At 70.4% G+C, this 18,762-nt stretch carries 20 protein-coding genes and 1 pseudogene; 1 reads left to right on the top strand and 20 read right to left on the bottom strand.

Annotated features, from left to right (window positions below; all coding sequences use genetic code 11):
* The first annotated feature begins 154 nt into the window (after positions 1-154).
* A complete protein-coding gene (locus tag QWI33_RS01995; protein WP_289954339.1) occupies positions 155-721 on the top strand; it encodes a hemerythrin domain-containing protein in 567 nt (188 codons plus the stop codon).
* 229 nt (positions 722-950) lie between these two features.
* Here the strand turns inward: QWI33_RS01995 and QWI33_RS02000 are convergent, their stop codons facing one another.
* From QWI33_RS02000 to ftsZ, 20 genes and pseudogenes are all read right to left on the bottom strand, one after another.
* Positions 951-1,748 carry a SigB/SigF/SigG family RNA polymerase sigma factor gene (locus QWI33_RS02000; protein ID WP_289954341.1) on the bottom strand — a complete coding sequence of 266 codons (798 nt, stop codon included), beginning with the start codon at positions 1,746-1,748 and terminating at the stop codon, positions 951-953.
* A gap of 274 nt (positions 1,749-2,022) precedes the next feature.
* Positions 2,023-3,777 (bottom strand): coenzyme B12-dependent isobutyryl-CoA mutase large subunit, encoded by a 1,755-nt coding sequence (icmA, locus tag QWI33_RS02005; protein WP_289954343.1) that lies wholly within the window; start codon positions 3,775-3,777, stop codon positions 2,023-2,025.
* 271 nt (positions 3,778-4,048) lie between these two features.
* Positions 4,049-4,450, bottom strand: a complete 402-nt coding sequence (locus tag QWI33_RS02010) for a Rid family hydrolase (protein WP_289954345.1) — start codon at positions 4,448-4,450, stop codon at positions 4,049-4,051.
* 17 nt (positions 4,451-4,467) lie between these two features.
* Positions 4,468-5,196, bottom strand: coding sequence for a bifunctional 1-(5-phosphoribosyl)-5-((5-phosphoribosylamino)methylideneamino)imidazole-4-carboxamide isomerase/phosphoribosylanthranilate isomerase PriA (gene priA / locus QWI33_RS02015; protein ID WP_289954348.1), 729 nt, complete (start codon positions 5,194-5,196; stop codon positions 4,468-4,470).
* A complete protein-coding gene (gene hisH / locus QWI33_RS02020) occupies positions 5,196-5,810 on the bottom strand; it encodes an imidazole glycerol phosphate synthase subunit HisH (protein ID WP_289954349.1) in 615 nt (204 codons plus the stop codon). Before hisH ends, priA begins: the two co-directional genes overlap by 1 nt.
* Positions 5,811-5,819: 9 nt before the next feature.
* Positions 5,820-5,978: a hypothetical protein gene (locus tag QWI33_RS02025; protein WP_289954351.1), complete on the bottom strand. Its 159-nt coding sequence runs from the start codon at positions 5,976-5,978 to the stop codon at positions 5,820-5,822.
* The gene (gene hisB, locus QWI33_RS02030; RefSeq protein WP_289954354.1) at positions 5,975-6,583 is read right to left on the bottom strand and encodes an imidazoleglycerol-phosphate dehydratase HisB; all 609 of its coding nucleotides are present in this window, start codon (positions 6,581-6,583) and stop codon (positions 5,975-5,977) included. Before hisB ends, QWI33_RS02025 begins: the two co-directional genes overlap by 4 nt.
* On the bottom strand, positions 6,580-7,734 hold the full coding sequence (locus QWI33_RS02035; RefSeq protein ID WP_289954356.1) for a histidinol-phosphate transaminase: 1,155 nt from the start codon (positions 7,732-7,734) through the stop codon (positions 6,580-6,582). The genes hisB and QWI33_RS02035 overlap by 4 nt, the downstream gene beginning before the upstream one ends.
* Positions 7,731-9,041, bottom strand: coding sequence for a histidinol dehydrogenase (gene hisD / locus QWI33_RS02040; protein WP_289954358.1), 1,311 nt, complete (start codon positions 9,039-9,041; stop codon positions 7,731-7,733). The genes QWI33_RS02035 and hisD overlap by 4 nt, the downstream gene beginning before the upstream one ends.
* Before the next feature lie 45 nt (positions 9,042-9,086).
* Positions 9,087-9,824, bottom strand: coding sequence for a DUF2567 domain-containing protein (locus QWI33_RS02045; RefSeq protein ID WP_289954359.1), 738 nt, complete (start codon positions 9,822-9,824; stop codon positions 9,087-9,089).
* Positions 9,825-9,897: 73 nt separating this feature from the next.
* Positions 9,898-10,998 carry a MinD/ParA family ATP-binding protein gene (locus QWI33_RS02050; protein ID WP_289954360.1) on the bottom strand — a complete coding sequence of 367 codons (1,101 nt, stop codon included), beginning with the start codon at positions 10,996-10,998 and terminating at the stop codon, positions 9,898-9,900.
* 236 nt (positions 10,999-11,234) lie between these two features.
* Positions 11,235-12,185 carry an RluA family pseudouridine synthase gene (locus QWI33_RS02055; protein WP_289954363.1) on the bottom strand — a complete coding sequence of 317 codons (951 nt, stop codon included), beginning with the start codon at positions 12,183-12,185 and terminating at the stop codon, positions 11,235-11,237.
* Entirely contained in the window at positions 12,182-12,823 is a 642-nt protein-coding gene (lspA, locus tag QWI33_RS02060) for a signal peptidase II (protein ID WP_289954365.1), read from the bottom strand. Before lspA ends, QWI33_RS02055 begins: the two co-directional genes overlap by 4 nt.
* Positions 12,796-13,161: a TraR/DksA family transcriptional regulator gene (locus QWI33_RS29300; RefSeq protein WP_353895375.1), complete on the bottom strand. Its 366-nt coding sequence runs from the start codon at positions 13,159-13,161 to the stop codon at positions 12,796-12,798. Before QWI33_RS29300 ends, lspA begins: the two co-directional genes overlap by 28 nt.
* A 524-nt stretch (positions 13,162-13,685) precedes the next feature.
* On the bottom strand, positions 13,686-14,348 hold the full coding sequence (locus tag QWI33_RS02070) for a hypothetical protein (protein ID WP_289954371.1): 663 nt from the start codon (positions 14,346-14,348) through the stop codon (positions 13,686-13,688).
* A 241-nt stretch (positions 14,349-14,589) separates the two neighbouring features.
* Positions 14,590-15,573 (bottom strand): DivIVA domain-containing protein, encoded by a 984-nt coding sequence (locus QWI33_RS02075; protein ID WP_289954372.1) that lies wholly within the window; start codon positions 15,571-15,573, stop codon positions 14,590-14,592.
* 82 nt (positions 15,574-15,655) lie between these two features.
* Positions 15,656-15,952, bottom strand: coding sequence for a YggT family protein (locus QWI33_RS02080; protein ID WP_353895376.1), 297 nt, complete (start codon positions 15,950-15,952; stop codon positions 15,656-15,658).
* A gap of 19 nt (positions 15,953-15,971) precedes the next feature.
* The gene (locus tag QWI33_RS02085; RefSeq protein WP_289954375.1) at positions 15,972-16,607 is read right to left on the bottom strand and encodes a cell division protein SepF; all 636 of its coding nucleotides are present in this window, start codon (positions 16,605-16,607) and stop codon (positions 15,972-15,974) included.
* 140 nt (positions 16,608-16,747) lie between these two features.
* The gene (locus QWI33_RS02090; RefSeq protein ID WP_289954376.1) at positions 16,748-17,455 is read right to left on the bottom strand and encodes a YggS family pyridoxal phosphate-dependent enzyme; all 708 of its coding nucleotides are present in this window, start codon (positions 17,453-17,455) and stop codon (positions 16,748-16,750) included.
* Between the two features lie 300 nt (positions 17,456-17,755).
* A pseudogene (gene ftsZ / locus QWI33_RS02095) lies at positions 17,756-18,698 on the bottom strand (cell division protein FtsZ); the annotation flags it as partial.
* Positions 18,699-18,762: the final 64 nt, after the last annotated feature.

Genomic DNA, 18,762 nt, shown 5'->3' on the forward strand with positions numbered 1-18,762 from the left:
AAGGCCTGACCGGGAGTACCTGGGACGCACGGCCACAGGGGGTGGCGGCGCCGCCGCGGCGAGAGCCGCGGCGGCGCCTTGCCGCGTGTCGGGGGGTTCGCCGGAGCAAGGACGGGTACTCACTGAGCCCGAGCGATTGCACAATGGAGGACCGATGCCGGAGACCGAGGCAGACACCGACCTGATCGATGTCATCATCCAGGACCACCGCCGGTTCCAGGCCGTGTTCGCCGAGCTCGAGGACCCGACCGGGGACGACGCCGTCCGCAAGGACCTCGCCGACCACGTGATCGCGGAGATCGTCCGCCACGGCGTCGCCGAGGAGCAGTTCGTGTACCCGGCCGCCCGCTCCGTCCTCCCCGACGGCGACGAGATCGTCGAGCACGAGATCGAGGAGCACGCGGAGGCCGAGAAGGTCATGAAGGAGCTCGAAGGGCTCGGGCCGGAGGACCCGCGCTTCGAGGAGCTCCTCGCGGCGATGATCGAGGACGTGCGCCACCACCTGGACGAGGAGGAGCGCCACCTCCTCCCCCGCCTGCGCGAGGCCTGCGACGAAGAGGAGCTCCAGGACCTCGGGTTCAAGGTGCTGGCCGCCAAGGAGTTCGCGCCCACCCGGCCGCACCCCCACGCGCCCGACACGCCGCCGGGCAACCTCATCCTCGGCCCCGGCATCGGGTTCATCGACAAGATCCGCGACGCGCTGAGCCATCGCGACGTCTGAAGGCCGCAGACCTCCGAGGTGCCGTGGCACGGCCCCTGAGGGCTTCTCAGCGCCGGCATCCGAGCCACCCCGCCGGTCCCGCCACGACCTCCCGATCCCGCAGCGGCGTGCGATCGGCCTGCACCGCAAGGCACCCTGCCCGCAACGAGGCGAAGCCACAGCGAAGACCGGAGCGGCGGGCCTCTCGGCCCGCCGCTCCGGCGTGGTGCTCCTCTTCTCGGACGGCGCCCTAACGGGCGGCCTGGTCCAGTCCTTCGCGCAGGTCCTCCAACGTGCGGTGGAGGAGCCGGGAGACGTGCATCTGCGAGATGCCCACCTCTTCGGCGATCTGCGTCTGGGTCATGTCGCCGTAGTACCGCAATGCCAGGATCTTGCGCTCCCGCTGCGGAAGCTCCTGGATGAGCGGCACGAGCGATTCGTGGTTCTCGACGAGCTCGAGCGCGGCGTCCTCCTCGCCCACCGACTCGGCGAGCGTCGAGCGCTCCCCGTCGGCGAACGGCGGCTCGTCGAGCGAGACCGCCCGGTAGGCCTGCCGCGCCTCGTAGCCTTCCTGCACCTCGGCGACCGTGATCTCGAGGTGCTCGGCCACTTCCTCGTCCGTCGGCGGCCGGCCGAGTCGCTGCGAGAGCTCGCCGCCCGCCTGGTTCAGCGCGATCCGCAGCTCCTGCAGCCGACGCGGGACGCGCATGGGCCAACTGGTGTCGCGGAAGTGCCGTCGCACCTCGCCCATGACCGTGGGCACCGCGTACGAGAGGAAGTCCGCCCCCTGGTCGGGATCGAAGCGGTCCACGGCGTGGATGAGGCCGACGGAGGCGACCTGCACGAGGTCGTCCTTCGCGATGCCTTTGCCGGAGAACCGCTGCGCGATGTGCTCCGCCAGGGGAAGGTGGCCGGTGACGAGTCGGTCCCGCACCTCTGCCCGGCGCGGGTCGTTCTCGTCGAGGGAGGCCAGCTCCCGGAACAGCGGCGCCAGGTGACCGTACTCGTCGGAACCCTTGCGCTTGCCTTCTGTGCGTTTGTCCGCCATGCGATTCGCCCTCCAGTCCTTGTGGACATCGGTTGAAGCATGTTGCCCGCTCGGGGGGCCTGACGCTTCTCATTGTAAGTCTCAGTGCGAGCTTGGGGCAATAATAGAAGAGGTAAATTTCGGATTATAAGGGAGATAGGGGATCTCGGGGGACACTCATCTCATATTTCGTTGTTACTGCAGGGTTGGGTACCCTGTCGGCAATAATCCGAAACCTCCTCATGTGCCGATCGTCACCGGAAGCAGCAATACGGCCGGTGCGGCACCGAAACCGTCAGAGTCCGGTGGTCTCGCGGTACTCGCCCCACTCCTCGCGCAGCACCCCGCAGATCTCCCCCAGGGTCGCCTCCGCGCGGGCCGCCGCCAGGATCGGCTCGATGAGGTTCGCCGTGCCTTTTGCGGCCACGGCGATCTCGCTCAGCGCGCGGTCGACGGCGGCGTTGTCGCGTTCGGCGCGGCGGCGTGCGAGCACGTCGTTCTGCTCGCGTTCGACGTCGCCGGAGATGCGGAGGATCTCCAGGTCGGGGGTGACGGTGTCGTGGAGTTCGGTGACGCCGACGATGTGCTTGGTGCCGTCCTCGAGCTGCTGCTGGTAGGTGAAGGCGGCCTCGGCGATCTCGGCGTTGAACCAGCCGTCCTCGATGCCCTGCAGGATGCCGGAGGTGACGGGGCCGATCTCGTGGCGCGCGGCGCCTTCGCTGTCGGCATCGGCCTTCATGGCGTCGAGGGCGACCGCGGCGGGGTCCTTCCCCGCCTCGCCGCCGAGGGCGAGGATCTGGAGGAAGATCTTCTCGGCTTCGGCCTCGATCTTGTCGGTGAGGGCCTCGACGTACCAGGAGCCGCCGAGCGGGTCGGCGACGTTGAGGACGCCGGTCTCGTCGCGCAGGACCGACTGGGTGCGGAGGGCGATCTCGGCGGACTGGTCGGTGGGGAGGGCGAGGGTCTCGTCGAGCGCGTTGGTGTGCAGGGAGTTCGTGCCGCCCATGATGGCGGCGAGGGCTTCGACGGCGGTGCGCACGACGTTGTTGTAGGGCTGCTGCGCGGTGAGGGAGACGCCGGCGGTCTGGGTGTGGAAGCGGAGCCACTGGGCGCGGTCGGTCTTGGCGCCGTAGACGTCCCGGAGCCAGCGGGCCCAGATGCGGCGGGCGGCGCGGAACTTGGCGATCTCCTCGAAGAAGTCGATGTGCGCGTCGAAGAAGAACGAGAGGCCGGGGGCGAAGCGGTCGACGTCGAGGCCGCGCGAGAGCCCGAGTTCCACATAGGAGAAGCCGTCGGCGAGGGTGAAGGCGAGTTCTTGCGCTGCAGTCGATCCGGCCTCGCGGATGTGGTAGCCGGAGACCGAGAGCGGCTTGTAGCGCGGGATGTTCTCGGCGCAGTAGGCCATGAGGTCGCCGATGAGGCGCAGGTGCGGCTCGGGCGGGAACAGCCACTCCTTCTGGGCGATGTACTCCTTGTGGATGTCCGTCTGGAGCGTGCCGTCCAGTATGGAGATGTCGACGCCCTGGCGTTCGGCGGCGGCGAGGTACATGCAGAAGATGGGGATCGCGGGGCCGGAGATGGTCATCGAGGTGGTGACGCCGCCGAGGTCGATGCCGGCGAAGAGGCGGTCCATGTCGGCGGTGGAGTCGATCGCGACGCCGCAGTGGCCGACCTCGCCGAGGGACGCGGCCTCGTCGGAGTCGCGGCCCATCAGGGTGGGCATGTCGAACGCGACGGAGAGGCCGCCGCCACCCGCCTTGAGGAGCATCTTGTAGCGGGCGTTGGTCTGCTCGGCGTTGCCGAAGCCGGCGAACTGGCGGATCGTCCAGGGGCGGCCGCGGTAGCCGGTGGGGTAGAGCCCGCGGGTGAAGGGGAACTCGCCGGGCCAGCCGATGCGGTCCATGCGGGGGTCGGCCACGCCTTCGGGCGGGCCGTAGACCGGTTCGGTCTCGAGCCCCGAGAGGGTGGTGAAGTCGGCCTCCCGTCGAGTGGCGGACTCATAGCGCTTGGCCCAGCGCTCCCGGCCTTCGGCGATCGACTCAGCGTCCACGGTGACACCCCATTTTCGGTCGTTCCTGCCGCGCCGGCCCCGCCGTGGTCGCGGGCTCGTGGCCCGCGGACTCCGATGCGACCGCTTCGGCGAGCCCCGGTCAGGCTCAAGGCCCATACTACTGAACGCTCGTTCAGGTGCACAGGCTCGCGGGCCCTCGGATCATCGCATGCGGTTCGGGGTCGTCTGCGCAAATCGGGCACCGGGAACCCCCCGATGTCGATACCGCCGGACGGGTCTGACATGGCGCCCAATGCGAAGCGCCGTCGCGTCAGTCGATGTCCCTCCAGGCGCGGAAGGCCTCGAGTTCGACGGCCACGATCTGGCCGGGGTGGAAGAGGCCGCTCACGATCACCACGGTGGCGGTGGGCTTGACGACGCCGAAGAACTCGCCGTGGACCCGGCCCACCGGGTCGGCGTGGGCCGGGTCGGTCACATAGAGGCGGGAGCGCACCACGTCGGAGACGCCGGCACCGGCGTGGACCATCGCGTCCAGGGCGGTGCGGAAGGCCTCGCGGGCCTGCCCGGCGGCGTCGCCCTTCAGGTGCGGGCGCGCTTCGACATCGGCGGTGCACGCACTGGTGAGGACCAAGGGCCCCACCGCGACTGCGCGCGAGTAACCGTAGAGCTGCGCCCACGGCCCGGTCTCCGGTACCCGTTCGACCAATGCCATGCGCGCCTCCCCTGTGGTTACAGTCCCTTCAACAGGTTCAACGCCTCAGCGACCGTGAAGTTACGCTCATACAGCGCCGTTCCGACAATGGCACCCTCGACGCCGATGCCCGTCAGGCCGGCGAGGGCCCGCAGGTCCTCGAGCGAGGAGACGCCGCCGGAGGCGATCACGGGCTTGTCGGTGGCCTCACAGACCGAGCGCAGCAGGTCCAGGTTCGGGCCCGAGAGCATCCCGTCGCTGTTGACGTCGGTGACGACGTACCGCTCGCACCCGGCGCGCTCGAGCCGCTCCAGGGTCTCGAAGAGCTCGCCGCCCTCGCGGGTCCAGCCGCGCGCGGCCAGGCGCCCGCCCTTGACGTCGAGGCCGATGGCGACCCGGTCGCCGTACTCGCCGCAGATGCGGTCGCACCACTCCGGGTTCTCGAGCGCGGCGGTGCCGATGTTGACGCGGCGGGCCCCGGAGTCCAAGGCGCGCTTCAGGGTCTCGTCGTCGCGGATGCCGCCGGAGATCTCCACCTGCATGTCCACTTTCGACACGACCTCGGCGAGCAGACCGTGGTTCGTACCGCGCCCGAAGGCCGCGTCGAGGTCCACCAGGTGCAGCCACTCGGCGCCCTGGCGCTGCCACTCGAGGGCGGCCTCGATCGGGTCGCCGTACGCCTTGCCGGAGCCGGCGACGCCCTGCACGAGCTGGACGGCCTTGCCGCCGGTCACGTCGACGGCCGGAAGAAGCTGAAGTTCGGTCATCACAATCCCTTGATCCAGTTGGACAGCAGCGCGTACCCGGCGTCGCCGGACTTCTCGGGGTGGAACTGGGTGGCGGCCACCGAGCCGCGCTCCACGGCGGCCACGAACGGCTCGTCGTGCGTGCAGATCGCGGCCAGCGCGCCCGGGGGCACGGCCTTGGCGGCGTAGGAGTGCACGAAGTAGAAGCGCTCGCCGGGGTCGATGCCGGCGAAGAGCCGCATGCCTTCGGCGGCGTCGACGGTGTTCCAGCCCATGTGCGGGATGCGCTGGGCCGCAAGGAGTTCCACGCGGCCTTCGAAGACGCCGACGCCGCGGGTCCGGACCCCGTGCTCGACGCCCTCCTCGAACAGGACCTGCTCGCCGACGCAGACGCCGAGGACCGGGGCTCCGGCGGCGGCGCGCTCGCGGATCACCGCGTCCACGCCGTGTTTGAGGATGCCCTCCATGCAGGCCGCGTAGGCGCCCACGCCGGGCACGAACAGCCCTGCGGCGCGACGGGCCTTGTCGAGGTCGCTGGTGAGCTCGACGTCGGCTCCGGCGCGCTCCAAGGCGCGGAACGCCGAGCGGAGGTTGCCCGAGCCGTAGTCGAACAGGGCCACACTGGGTTTCGCCATGGGACTCCCCTAGCCGTAGATCAGGTAGACGCCGCCGAGGAACGCGGCCACGGCGCAGGCCGCGACGATGATCGCGGCGGCGTACTTCTCGTTCTTGCGCAGGCTCAGCGATCCGCCGAGGAGGATGCCGGCGACCGCCATGAGCAGGATCGGCCCCGCGTAGGTCACAGGACGCCCTTGGTGGAGGGGATGTCGGTGCCGTCGATGCGGGTGGCGTACTTCAGGGCCCGGGCGAGGGCCTTGAACTGGGCCTCGATCACGTGGTGCGCGTCGGGCTTCTGGCCGGGGTTGGAGGCGCGGAGCACGGTGACGTGCAGGCAGATCCGGGCGTGGTAGGCGAAGGACTCGAGGATGTGGCGGGTCATCGAGGTCGGGTAGTCCGTGCTGATCATCGGGGCGATGTCCATCGGCTCCTCGTGGACCATGTACGGGCGGCCCGAGAGGTCCACGACGGCGCGTGCGAGCACCTCGTCGAGGGGCACGGAGGCGTCGGCGAAGCGCACGACGCCGGCCTTGTCGCCCAGGGCCTCGGCGAAGGCCTGGCCGAGGGCGATCGCGGTGTCCTCCATCGTGTGGTGGGCGTCGATGTGGAGGTCGCCCTTGACGGCGATCTTGAGGTCGAAGCCGCCGTGCTTGCCGAGCTGGTGGAGCATGTGGTCGTAGAAGCCGACGCCGGTGGAGATGTCGACGGTCTTCTCGGCGCCGTCGAGGTCGACGTAGACGTCGACGCTGGTCTCGCCGGTGGTGCGGACGATGTGCGCGGTGCGGCTCACGGTTGTTGCTCCTGCAGGTCGAACATATCGGGTCGTTGCTCCAGCGCCTGGTCGAAGGCGTCGAGCAGCGCGGTGGTCTCGTCCTCGGTGCCGGCGGTGATCCGCAGGCGGCCGGGGAGGCCGACGTCGCGGATGAGCACGCCCTGGTCGAGGATCAGCTTCCAGGCGGCCCCGGCGTCGCGCAGGCCCCCGACGAGCACGAAGTTCGCGTCGGAGTCGGCGACGGGGAGTCCCTTGGCGCGCAGGTTCTTGACGATGCGGTCGCGCTGGTGCTTGAGCTCGTCCACTTCGGCCTGGAGCTGGGCGGCGCACGCGAGCGCGCCGCGCGCGGCGGCCTGCGTGATGCTCGAGAGGTGGTACGGCAGGCGCACCAGCAGCAGCTTCTCGACGAGTTCGGGGTCGGCGGCGAGGTAGCCGACGCGGGCGCCGGCGAACGCGAACGCCTTGCTGAGGGTGCGGGTGACGACGAGGCGCTTGCGCCCTTCCAAGCGGCCCAGGGCGGTCGAGCGCGGGTCGCGGGCGAACTCGGCGTAGGCCTCGTCGATGACCACGATGCCGCGGGCGGCCTCGTAGGCGGCGTCGATGACGTCGGGCTCGAGCGCGGTCCCTGTCGGGTTGTTCGGCGACACGAGGAAGACCAGGTCCGGGTCGTGCTCGGCGATCGCGTCGCGCACGTACGCGGGGCTGAGCGTGTAGTCGTCCTCGCGTCCGGCGTCCACGAAGGCGGTGCCGGTGCCGCGGGCGAGCAGCGGGTGCATCGAATAGGAGGGCATGAAGCCGAGCACGGTGCGGCCCGGCCCGCCGAAGGCCTGGAGCAGCTGCTGCAGGATCTCGTTGGAGCCGTTGGCGGCCCACACGTGGTCGGCGGTGAGGCCGTGCCCGAGGTAGTCGGCGAGGTCGGTGCGCAGCGCCACCGCGTCCCGGTCGGGGTAGCGGTTGAGGCCGCGCAGTTCGCGCCCGATGAACTCGGCGATCACGGCCGCCACCTCGTGGGGGATGGCGAACGCGTTCTCGTTGGTGTTCAGCTGCACCGGCACGTCGAGCTGCGGCGCACCGTACGGCGACTGCCCGCGAAGGTCCTCGCGGAGCAGGTTCTCGATCTCGCTCCCGTCGCCCGCCGCGCCTTGAACCGGAGTGAACCCTGTACTCATTTGCCCTCGAATCTCGCGGACACGGCTTCGCCGTGCGAGGGAAGGTCCTCGGAGTTGGCGAAGGCCACGACGTCGTCGGCGACGACTTCGAGGGCCTCGCGCGTGTAGTCGATGAGGTGGACCGCGCGCAGGAACGTGTGGACGCTCAGCCCGGCCGAGTGGCGGGCGCAGCCGCCGGTGGGGAGCACGTGGTTGGAGCCGGCGCAGTAGTCGCCGAGGGAGACCGGCGAGTAGGCGCCGACGAAGATCGCCCCGGCGTTGCGGATGCGCAGGGCCACCTCGCGGGCGTCCGCGGTCTGGACCTCCAGGTGCTCGGCGGCGTAGGCGTCGGCCACGGCCACCGCTTCGTCGATGTCGGCGACGAGGATCGTCCCGGACTGCTCCCCCGCGAGCGCGGTCTGGATGCGCCCGGCGTGGCGGGTGTCCGGTACGCGGCGTGCGAGTTCGTCGTCCACCGCGTCGGCCAGGTCGGCCGAGTCGGTGATGAGGACCGAGGCGGCGGCCGGGTCGTGCTCGGCCTGGCTGATGAGGTCGACGGCCACGTGGACCGGGTCGGCGGTCGCGTCTGCGATGACGGCGATCTCGGTGGTCCCGGCTTCGGCGTCGATGCCCACGAGGCCGCGCACGGCCCGCTTCGCGGCGGTGACGTAGATGTTCCCCGGGCCCGTGATCATGTCGACCGGCGCGCACTCGTCGGTGCCGTACGCGAACATGCCGATGGCGGCCGGGCCGCCCACGCTGTAGACCTCGTCGAGGCCGAGCATCCCGGCGACGGCGAGGATGCCCTGGTCGGGCAGGCCGCCGTTGTGCTTCTGGGCGGGTGACGCGAGCGCGATCGAGCCGACCCCGGCGATCTGGGCCGGGACGGCGTTCATGATCACGGAGGAGGCGAGCACGGCGAGGCCGCCGGGCGCGTACAGGCCCACGCGGCCGACCGGCAGGTACCGCTCGGTGACGGTGCCGCCGGGAGCGACCTCGGTGACGACCTCGGGGAGGCGCTGGGCCTCGTGCGCGGCGCGCACCCGGTCGATCGAGGTCTGGTAGGCGCGGCGCAGCTCGGGGTCGAGCTCCTCGACGGCGGTCTTGATCGCGCTGTCGGGGACGCGCAGGTGCTCAAGGCGCACATGGTCGAAGCGCTCGACGATCTCCACGACCGCGGCGGTCCCGCGATGCCTGATGTCGTCGATCAGCGGCTGGACCGAGCGCAGGGCCTCGTTGACGTCGAATGCGGCGCGCGGCATCAGCTCGCGCAGGGCGCGGGCCGAGTAGCCGGGTACTTCTCCTGAAAGGTCGATGCGTCTGAGCACGGTCCCAGCGTAGTTGCCCGGCTTTCCAGGTCAAAAGGCATACCGCTATTCGGGAGCGTCCGTTCGAAGACTGGGCCGACGTGACCAGCCCGCGCAGACGGTGTAAGTGAAGGTCGCGGCGAGGGCCATGACCGCCAGGGCCCCGAGCTGGAGGGAGTCGAGAGTCGCTGTGAGGTTGCCGACCCTCAGCGCCGCCCACGCCGCGGCGGGGTCGAGCTCGACGAACAGGACCGACGGCGGGCGCCACATGTGGGCGCCGACGGGGGCGCGCTCGACCGCGTCCCAGAAGTGCTGCCATTCCTTCGCGCCGATCTTCCACGCCACCACCTGGCAGCCGATCGAGCCGATGACCAGGCCGAGCAGGAGCAGCGGACCGCGCCGCTCGCGCATCGCGGCCCACGCGAAGGCCGCCGCGAGGATGCCCAGGACCAGGCCGATCCCGGCGAACACCAGGTCGCCCTCGACGTAGCCGCTCGGATAGGTCTCGGTCGAGGCCCAGCCGCCGTCGAGGACCACGAACTCCACGCGCGGGGTGATCAGCTGCCACAGCATCGCGGCCGGGAGGCCGAGCGCGGTGAGGACGACGGCGAGGAACCCGGCGGCGAGCAGGTCGCGGCCGATCGTCCGCTCCGAGCGGGTGCCCCTGCCGTAGAGGTGGGGGTCGTCGTCGCGGGGGGCGCCGCCCTGGGATTCGGCCGGGTCCGCCGGGGCGACCGCCGCCCCTTCCCTGCCCGCACTGTCGTCCGGACGAAGGTTCACGGTGCGCTCGGCGTCGTCAGTCACGCCTGGAATCCTGCCACAGCGGTGCCCGCGCCCGTCAGGGATGTACGGGGGCGGACGGTGCGGAACGCGTCGGTTACAAACCGTCGACAATGGTCGCGGCGGCCTCGAACCACGCCGCGCGCGTCTCCGGCCTGAGCGCCGAGAACTCGATCTTCGCGCCCGGCTCGAGCGACGGGTCGTACGGCACCACCGCGCACGCGCGGGTGCGCTGCGAGAAGTGCCGCTGGAGGTCGTTCAGCAGCGGCCCGGGGTTCGGGGTCGGCATGGACAGGAGGGTGACCGCGTTCTTGACGAGGTTCCCGTAGCCGCCCTCCTCCAGGTGGTCGAGCATCCAGTCCGCCGAGAACGCCGCGTCCTCGCGGGGCACGGTCGTGACCACGAGCCGGTCCACCGAGGAGACCACGGTGCGCCAGTTCGGGGACTCCACGTTGTTGCCCGTGTCGATGCAGACGATGCCGTGCGTGCGGGTGAGGATGTCGAGCACCCGCAGGACCGTGGTCGGGTCGAGGCGGCGCTGCAGCTTCGGGTCCTCGTCGCCGGCGAGGACGTCGAAGGAGCCGTCGGAGGAGTGGCGCAGGAACTCGTCGAGGTGCTCGGGCAGGTGCACCCCGGCGGCCTCGACCTGGTCGAGGTGCTCCACGAGGTGGCGGATGGTGCGCCCGTGCCGCGCGGACCCGGCCCGCAGGCCCAGCGTGCCGCGCAGTTCGTTGTCGTCCCAGGCGATCACGCCGCCGTTGCGGGCCGTGCCCATGGCCGCGGCCGAGAGCACGGTGGCGGTGGTCTTGTGCACGCCGCCTTTGGGGTTGATGAAGGCGATGACCCGGCTGCGGCCCAGGTCGCGGCGCAGGCGCTGCAGCGCGACGGGGCTCGGCTCGGTGTGCTGCTGGCGGCGCGGCTGCGGCGGCAGGCCCTGCTGGGGCGCGCGCACCTGGCCCGCGAGCTGCGCGGCGCTCGGCGGCGTCTGCGTGGCGACGGGAGGGCGGCGGCCCGCGGTGGGCACGGAGTAGTGCGCCTGACCGGGCGGCGGCCCGACCGGCGGTGAGGGCGGGTAGGCCTCGCGCGGCGGGGGCGTCGGGGTCTGCTGCGCGCCTCCGGCACGACCGCGACGTCCCAGGAGCTTCTGCCAGCGGGAACCGTCTGACCGGTCGTTGTTCCAAGCTTCGGGCGTGTTCACTCACAACCTCCTCTCGGGCGGACCAATCCGCGGCTCGCAGCTGCGCTGCGGCCGACTGAAGCGTCGCCACCCCGACCGGAAACCATTACCACCCGCGACTATTAGATCACGACGATCCCTCAAGGCCCGTTGCGAATCGCGGGCCTGCGGGCCCGACGGTGAGGCGTGCGTTACGCCCGGTGCGGCGATGCGCGGGCGTTGACACAGCGTCTTTCAAGAACCAGTCTAGTGGCTCCCTAGGAGTCCTCTCGCAACCGCGCCAGTGCCAATTCGAGGTCGGCGGGGTAATCACTCGTGAAGGTGACCGTCGCACCGCGCGTCGGGTGCGCGAACTCCAGGCGGTACGCGTGCAGCCACTGGCGGGTCAACCCCAGCCGCTCGGCCATCTTCGGGTCCGCGCCGTAGGTCGCATCGCCCACCAGCGGGTGCCCCAGGGCCGAGAAGTGCACCCGGATCTGGTGCGTCCGACCGGTCTCCAGGCCGACGTCCATGAGGGACGCCCCAGGGAAGACCTCGATCGTGTCGTAGTGCGTGATGCTCGGCTTGCCGTCCGCGACGACCGCCCACTTGTAGTCGTGGCGCGGGTGCCGCCCGATCGGGGCGTCCACGGTCCCCGACAGCGGGTCCGGATGCCCTTGGGCCACCGCGCGGTACCGCTTCGAGACCCGGCGCTCCTTGAAGGCGCGCTTGAGCTCCGAGTACGCGGCCTCGCTCTTGGCGACCACCATCAGGCCCGAGGTGCCCACGTCCAGGCGGTGCACGATCCCTTGGCGCTCATCGGGTCCGTGGCTGGAGATCCGGTACCCGGCGGCGGCGAGGCCGCCGGTGACCGTGGGACCCGACCAGCCCGGGCTCGGGTGCGCCGCAACGCCCACGGGCTTCATGACCACCACGATGTCGTCGTCGTCGAACACGATGTCGAGGCCCTCGACGGGCTCGGCGCGCCGCACCAGCACGTCCTCGGGCGGCGGCGGGAGCACCACCTCCATCCAGGCCCCGGCGCTCACGCGCTCGGACTTGGTCTGGCACGGCGCCCCGTCGATCGTCACGTCGCCGGCCGCGACCAGCTCGGCGGCCACGGTCCGGGACAGGCCCAGCAGCCGCGAGACGACCTGGTCGACCCGCTGGCCCTCGAAGCCCTCGGGGACAGGCATGGCGCGCGTCTGGCGCGCGGCCACGTCGCTCATGCCGTCTCCTTCTGCTTGTCGCCCTTGCTCGGCGACGCCTTGCGGGACTCCGGCGAGAAGCCGTGCCCGGTCAGCTCCAGCAGCACGATGAGCACCACGCCGCAGCACAGCGCGGAGTCGGCGATGTTGAAGATCGGGAACGCCTGCGCGTCCGGCTTGAACACGCTGATGAAGTCCACGACGTGCCCGTGCGCGAAGCCCGGCTCCCGGAAGTACCGGTCGAACAGGTTGCCCGCGGCGCCGCCCAGGACCAGGCCGATCGCGATCGCCCACGCCGGGTACACGATCCGGGTCGAGAGCACGATCAGGAACACCACCACCGCCGAGGCGATGATGGTGAAGATCCACGTGTAGTCCGTGCCGAGGCTGAACGCCGCCCCCGAGTTCCACGTCAGGTCCAGGTACACCAGACCGCCCAGGATCCGCACCGGATCGCTCGGCTCCAGGTTCGCCTCGGCCAGGTGCTTCGTCCACTGGTCGAGACCGACCGCGAACACCGCTATCAGCAGTGCCGCTATCGTCAGCCCGACCCTGCGGCGGGGCATCTTCTCAGGGGTGGTGGTCTCGTCGGGACCCGAACCTGCTTCGGTCCCGGGCTGCGTGTCCTCGCTCAGCGTCGCTCCTCCAGCTGTTTGCAACTGACGCAGAGGGTAGCCGACGGGAACGCGGCCAACCGCGCCGCCGGGATGGGATTACCGCACTTCTCACAGAAGCCGTAGCCGCCCTCGTCGAGGCGCTCGAGTGCGTGGCTGACCTGCCTGATCCGCTCGGAGAGCGAACCGGCGACCGCGACCTCGTGCTCATGCTCGACGGTCTTGGAACCGGAGTCGATCTGGTCGTCCCCGGCGGTGTCGCTCAAGCGCTCGCGCTGGGCGAGGGTGATCGAGTCGGTGTAGCGCTGCTGCTCCTCCACGAGCTCGTCCAGCCGCTCCTTCAAGGCGGCGCGCAGCTCGGCCTGCTCGCTCTCGGAGCGCAACTGCTGGGCCTCGGTCTCCTCCTCGCCGGCGCCCGCCTCGACGGCGGGCGCGGGCGGCGCCTGCTTCGCGGCCTTCTTGGCAGCGGCCTTCTTCGCGACGCTCGCCGTCGGCGCCTTCGCGACGGCCTTCTTCACCACCGCCTTCTTCGCCGCAGCCTTCTTGACCGCCTTCTTCACGGCCTGCTTCTGAGTCTTCTTCGCTGGAGTCATGACGCGCCTCTGGAGGGGTATGTCGGCTCGGGTTCCGGTGGCGTCAGAGCACGGCGGCGCCGCTGCTGCGGCCCGCATCGGGTGTTCGGCATGGCGGCTCCCGAAATCGCGTACTCGTGACGGCCTCGTCGAAACGAGGACAATGCGCGCCAGGCCCCGCCGAGGCGGGGGCCTGCCGCGCAATAAGCACACAGGATACGCAAGTCCTGCAAGTAGGTCAATTACTTCGGGAACTTGCGTCCGGACTGCGCGTCACCGCGAGCGTGATCACCGGGTGGCCGAGAAAGGCAATCCCTTGCCGGGAAGCGGCGCCGTCAGCGGCTCCCCGCGGTGGGCACCAGGAGCAGCCGCGAGACCGGCTCGCACATCGCGCACGGGGTGAAGCCCAGTTCGAGCGCCTCCGCCACGGCCAGCGGCTCATGGTCGCGACCCGTCAGGTGCGAGCACGCCGTGTGGTGGAAGCGGGGGCGGCCGTCGACGACGGCGACCTCGGTGTCGAGCCGCATGAGGGCCGCCGACTCGACGCTCGTCATGCGCTGCTCGGTCGGCTCGTCGGCGGTCGATTCCGGGGCGCGGTGGCGGTTGAGGGCGTCGCCGCGGCTCTGCCGGGGCGGCACGTCCTCGAACCGGAGCTCGGGGTCGCGGTCCACCGCGTAGTCCGTGGGTTCGAAGACCTTGCCCTCGAGGAGCGGCATCTCCGTGGTCGGGGTGTCGTCCAGGCCGATCCGGCGGAACTGCTGGGTGTCGTCGTCGTCAGGCCGCCTCGGCGACCGCTGCGGGCCGCGCGTCGACTCGGCCCGGCGCGGGGCCACGCGGGGGCGCTTGGCGCCTCGGCCGCGAATCCCGACGTACAGGGCCACGCCGGCGGCCAGGCTCGCCGCGATGGACGAGACCAGCAAATGGTTGTTCCCGGTGATCATGCCAGTGACCAGCAAGACCGCCCCGGTGACGAGGATCAGCAGGCTGCTGACGATCACGTCGATTCCTCCCCTGCGCAAGGTAGCGGGGCCCTCGCGCGGTCCTTCGCAGCCCCCAGCGGGGACCGCGGCATCGTTGAAGCATGGTGCGGCGGTGAGGGCGGCGGCGCTAACCGCGCCCTCACCCGCTCAACCATGATTAACGAGGCGATCCCCGTTCAGGTTATGGCCTGGCGAGGCCATTCTGCGGCGCTCGAGAGCCCTGCCGGAGGAGGGTGTGCCGGGAGTGGAACGGGTGGGGTTACCCGCGCCCGCCCTGCATCACGAACGCGGACCGGGCGCCGGTGCGCTCGCTCGGGGGCGTCTGCTGCGGGGCCTCTTCGAAGCCCTCGTCCTCGGTACGGCCCTGCTGGCCGTTGAGGTCGCGCAGCTGGCTCTCGAGGTAGAGCTTCAGACGAGTGCGGTACTCGCGCTCGAAGGTCTTCAGCTCCTCGATGTTCTTGAGCAGCGACGAACGGGAGTCCTCCAGCTGGCCGATGACCTTCTGGCGCTCCTGCTCGGCTTCCATCTCCATGCGCTCGGCCTTGTCGCGGGCCTGGCCCACCAGGTCCTCGGCCGCGGCACGCGACTCGGTGACCAGGGACTCGGACTCGCGCTGGGCGTCGGTCAGGAGGGCCTTCGACTCGCGCTGCGCCTCGGCCATCATGGTCTTCGACTCGCGCTGGGCCTGCGAGACCATCGTCTGCGCTTCGCGCTGCGCCTCGGTGACCATCGACTGGGCCTCGCGCTGCGCCTCGCCGAGCACGGTGTCGGCCTCCCGGCGGGAGTCCTCCAGGTGCTCGTCGGCGGTGCGCTGGGCGACCATGAGGAGGCGCAGGGCCTCCTGCTCGCCGCCGCCGGCGGGGGCGGAGGCCTGCTGCTCCGGACCGCGCTGGGCCAGTTCCTGCTGAAGCTGCTGCGCCTGCTGCTGAGCGGCGACCATCTGCTGGTGCATCTCGTGCAGCTCGCCGTCGAGCTCCTGGAGCTGCTGCTCCATGGCGTGCTTCTCACGCTGCACTCGGTCGAGTGCGGCGGCCATCTCGGCGTGGTCGGCCGCCCCGGGGGGGGCGCCGGCGCGGAGACTCTCGAGCTGTGCGCGAAGTTCGCCGTTCTCATCGCTGAGGCGCGCGAGCTCTCGCTCCACCTCATCGAGGAAACCGTCGACCTCGTCCTCGTCGTATCCGCGCTTCCCGAGCATGGGTTTCTTGAACGTGACGTTGTGAACGTCGGCTGGGGTCAGCGGCATTCGAAACTCCTTCTCAGCTGTTCGCCTGGCGCACAAGGCCACTCAACACGATAACCGTGCTTCGCACCCTCGCCCGGCGCCGCTAGACGATGAGGTTCCTGATGACTATGTCCATCAGGATCCACACACCCAAGAGCAGCGCCAGGAACGCCAGATCAATCGATACACTACCAAGCCTGAGAGGCGGAATCACCTTCCTCAACCCCTTCAGGGGCGGGTCGGTCACGCTGTAGACCGTCTCCAGGAGCGCCGCGGACTTCGGTCCGGGCTCCCAGCGGCGGGCGAACTGCACCACCACGCTGCACACCAGTCGGGCCAGGAGGAAGAGGTAGAACGCGAAGAGCGCCAGATAGATCAGCTGCAGTGCCAGGTTCACGATTCGCAGTGTATCCCTCGGATCAGGGCTGGTTGAAGAACCCGCCCTCGGCGATCTTGGCCTTGTCCTCCGCCGTCACCTGAACATGGGGGGGCGAGAGCAAGAACACGCGGTTGGTCACCCGCTCGAACGAGCCGCGGGTCCCGAAGATGAGCCCCGCCGCGAAGTCGACCAGGCGCTTCGCGTCGGCCTCCTCCATCTCCGACAGGTTCATGATCACCGGGGTGCCGTCGCGGTAGCGCTCGCCGATCGTCCGCGCCTCGTTGTACGTCGTCGGGTGCAGCGTCGTGATCCGGTAGTTCGCGTGCGACTCCTCCTCGGCCGGGACCGGCCGCACCGTCGCGGGCTCGGCCAGCGCGAGGTTGTCGCGCGTCAAGGTCTCGCGGACACCGGTCTCGCGAACGCCGGAGTCGCGGAGGCCCGAGTCGCGGGAGAGCGGCGTCACCGAACCCGATCCGCGGTTGAGCTGGCGGACGGGACGGTCCTCGGACGCGGCCCGGCCGACCCGGCCGGTGGTGCGCTGCGCGCCCCGCACCCGCTGGGGTGCCTGCTGCTCCTCGGCGAACTCGTCGTTTTCCTCGTAGCCGTTGCCGTAGCCGCGATCGTCCTCGTCCTCGATGAGGCCGAGCCAGATGCCTGCCTTCCGCATCGCGCCCATCGATCGTGCTCCCTCCTCGGGCCGCCCCTGTTGAGTCAGGTACGCGGTCTCATCCTAGCGCCGACTCCTTACACGGAGGTGATTTTGCCCGACTAGTCAACCGTCATCGTGCGGCTATTTGTCCTCTGCTGCCCCACACCTTACGCCATCGGTTCACGTTCGCCGAGCACGTTTCTGCCCAGTCTGACCATTGTGGCCCCCGCGAGGACCGCGGCCCGGTAGTCGCCGCTCATGCCGGCGGAGACCTCGGTCGCGCCGGGGTCGACGCGCTGCACGGTCTGTGAGCATTCGGCAAGCAGTGCAAAGGCTTTGGCGGGGTCCCAGCCGAGCGGGGCGACGGCCATGACGCCTTTGAGGGTGAGCGCGGGTGCGGCGCTGATCGCTTCGGCGAGCGCTTCGAGGCCGGTGACGGGCACGCCGCCGCGGGCGGTGTCGCCGTCGAGGCTCACCTGGATGAGCGCGTTCAGGTTGCGGCCCTTGGCGTGGGCGGCGGCGCTGAGCGCGTTCGCGAGCGGCGCGCGGTCGACCGAATGCACCCAATCGGCGTACGCGGCGACGGAGCGGGCCTTGTTGCGCTGGAGCTGTCCCACGAAGTGCCACACGGGTTCGAGGCCGGCGGCGGCGAGTTCGGCGGCCTTCGGAGCGGCCTCCTGGTCGCGGTTCTCGCCGAGGTCGGACTGGCCGAGTTCGACGAGCGCGGCGGCGTCGGAGGCGGGGAAGGTCTTGGTGACGGCGATGAGGCGGACCGCGCCGGCGGGGCGGCCGGCGTCGGCGCATGCGGCCGCGATGGCCTCGCGCGTCCGGTCGAGGTTGTCCCGCAACTGGATTCGGCGCGATGGGGTGGTCAAGAGCGGAGGTCCTAGCGGGTCTCGGGAGCGTTCGGTGAGCGCGGGGGTGCGGGGCTTGGGGCGCAGCGCTCGGGCCGCACCAGGGCCGACGGGCCGCCGAGACTGCTTGGGTCCCGACGGTCCGCCGCCGCTAGAAGCCGTCTTTCAGGAAGGCCGGGACGTCGACGTCGTCGAACAGCACTTTGCCGTTGCTCGACTCGCGCTCCGGTTCGGGCTTGGCCTCGCGCACCGGCTCGGGCTTCTGCTCGGGCAGTGCGGTGATCCGGCTCGGTTGGGCCAGTTCGAATTCGGCTTCGTCCTCGACGTCGAACCCGGCGGCGATCACGGTCACGCGCGCCTCTTCGCCGAGGGCGTCGTCGATGACCGCGCCGAAGATGATGTTGGCGTCGGTGTGGGCGCAGTCGGAGACGAGTTCGGCCGCGTCGTTGATCTCGAAGAGGCCGAGGTCCGAGCCGCCGGCGATGGAGAGGAGGACGCCGCGGGCGCCTTCCATGCTCTGCTCCAGGAGCGGGGACTCGATCGCGGCGCGGGCCGCTTCGACGGCGCGGTTCTCACCGCGGGCCGAACCTATGCCCATGAGCGCCGACCCCGCTCCGCTCATGACGCTCTTGACGTCCGCGAAGTCGAGGTTGATGAGGCCGGGCGTGGTGATGAGGTCGGTTATGCCCTGGACTCCGGAGAGCAGCACCTGGTCGGCGAGGCGGAAGGCGTCCATCATGGAGATGGTGCGGTCGCCCAGGTGCAGCAGCCGGTCGTTCGGGATCACGATGAGCGTGTCGCACTCGTTGCGCAGATCGTCTATTCCCGAGACCGCCTGGGTCTGGCGGCGCTTGCCCTCGAAGGCGAACGGCCGGGTGACCACGCCGATCGTGAGCGCGCCGAGCTTGCGGGCGATGTTGGCGATGACGGGTGCGCCGCCGGTGCCGGTGCCGCCGCCTTCGCCGCAGGTCACGAACACCATGTCCGCTCCCTTGAGGACTTCCTCGATCTCGTCGCGGTGGTCCTCGCAGGCCTTGGCCCCCACTTCGGGGTTGGCGCCCGCGCCGAGACCGCGGGTCAGTTCGCGGCCGACGTCGAGCTTGACGTCGGCGTCACTCATCAAGAGCGCCTGTGCATCAGTGTTGATGGCGATGAACTCGACGCCCTTGAGGCCCGCCTCGATCATCCGGTTGACAGCATTGACGCCGCCGCCTCCGACTCCAACGACTTTGATCACGGCGAGGTAGTTGTGCGGTGGTGTCATCGCTGCTGCCTTCCTTCCCCTTCGGCCCTGGGTACGGCAAACGGGATGTGCGCGCACACCCGCT

The organism is Glycomyces tritici (assembly GCF_030403505.1).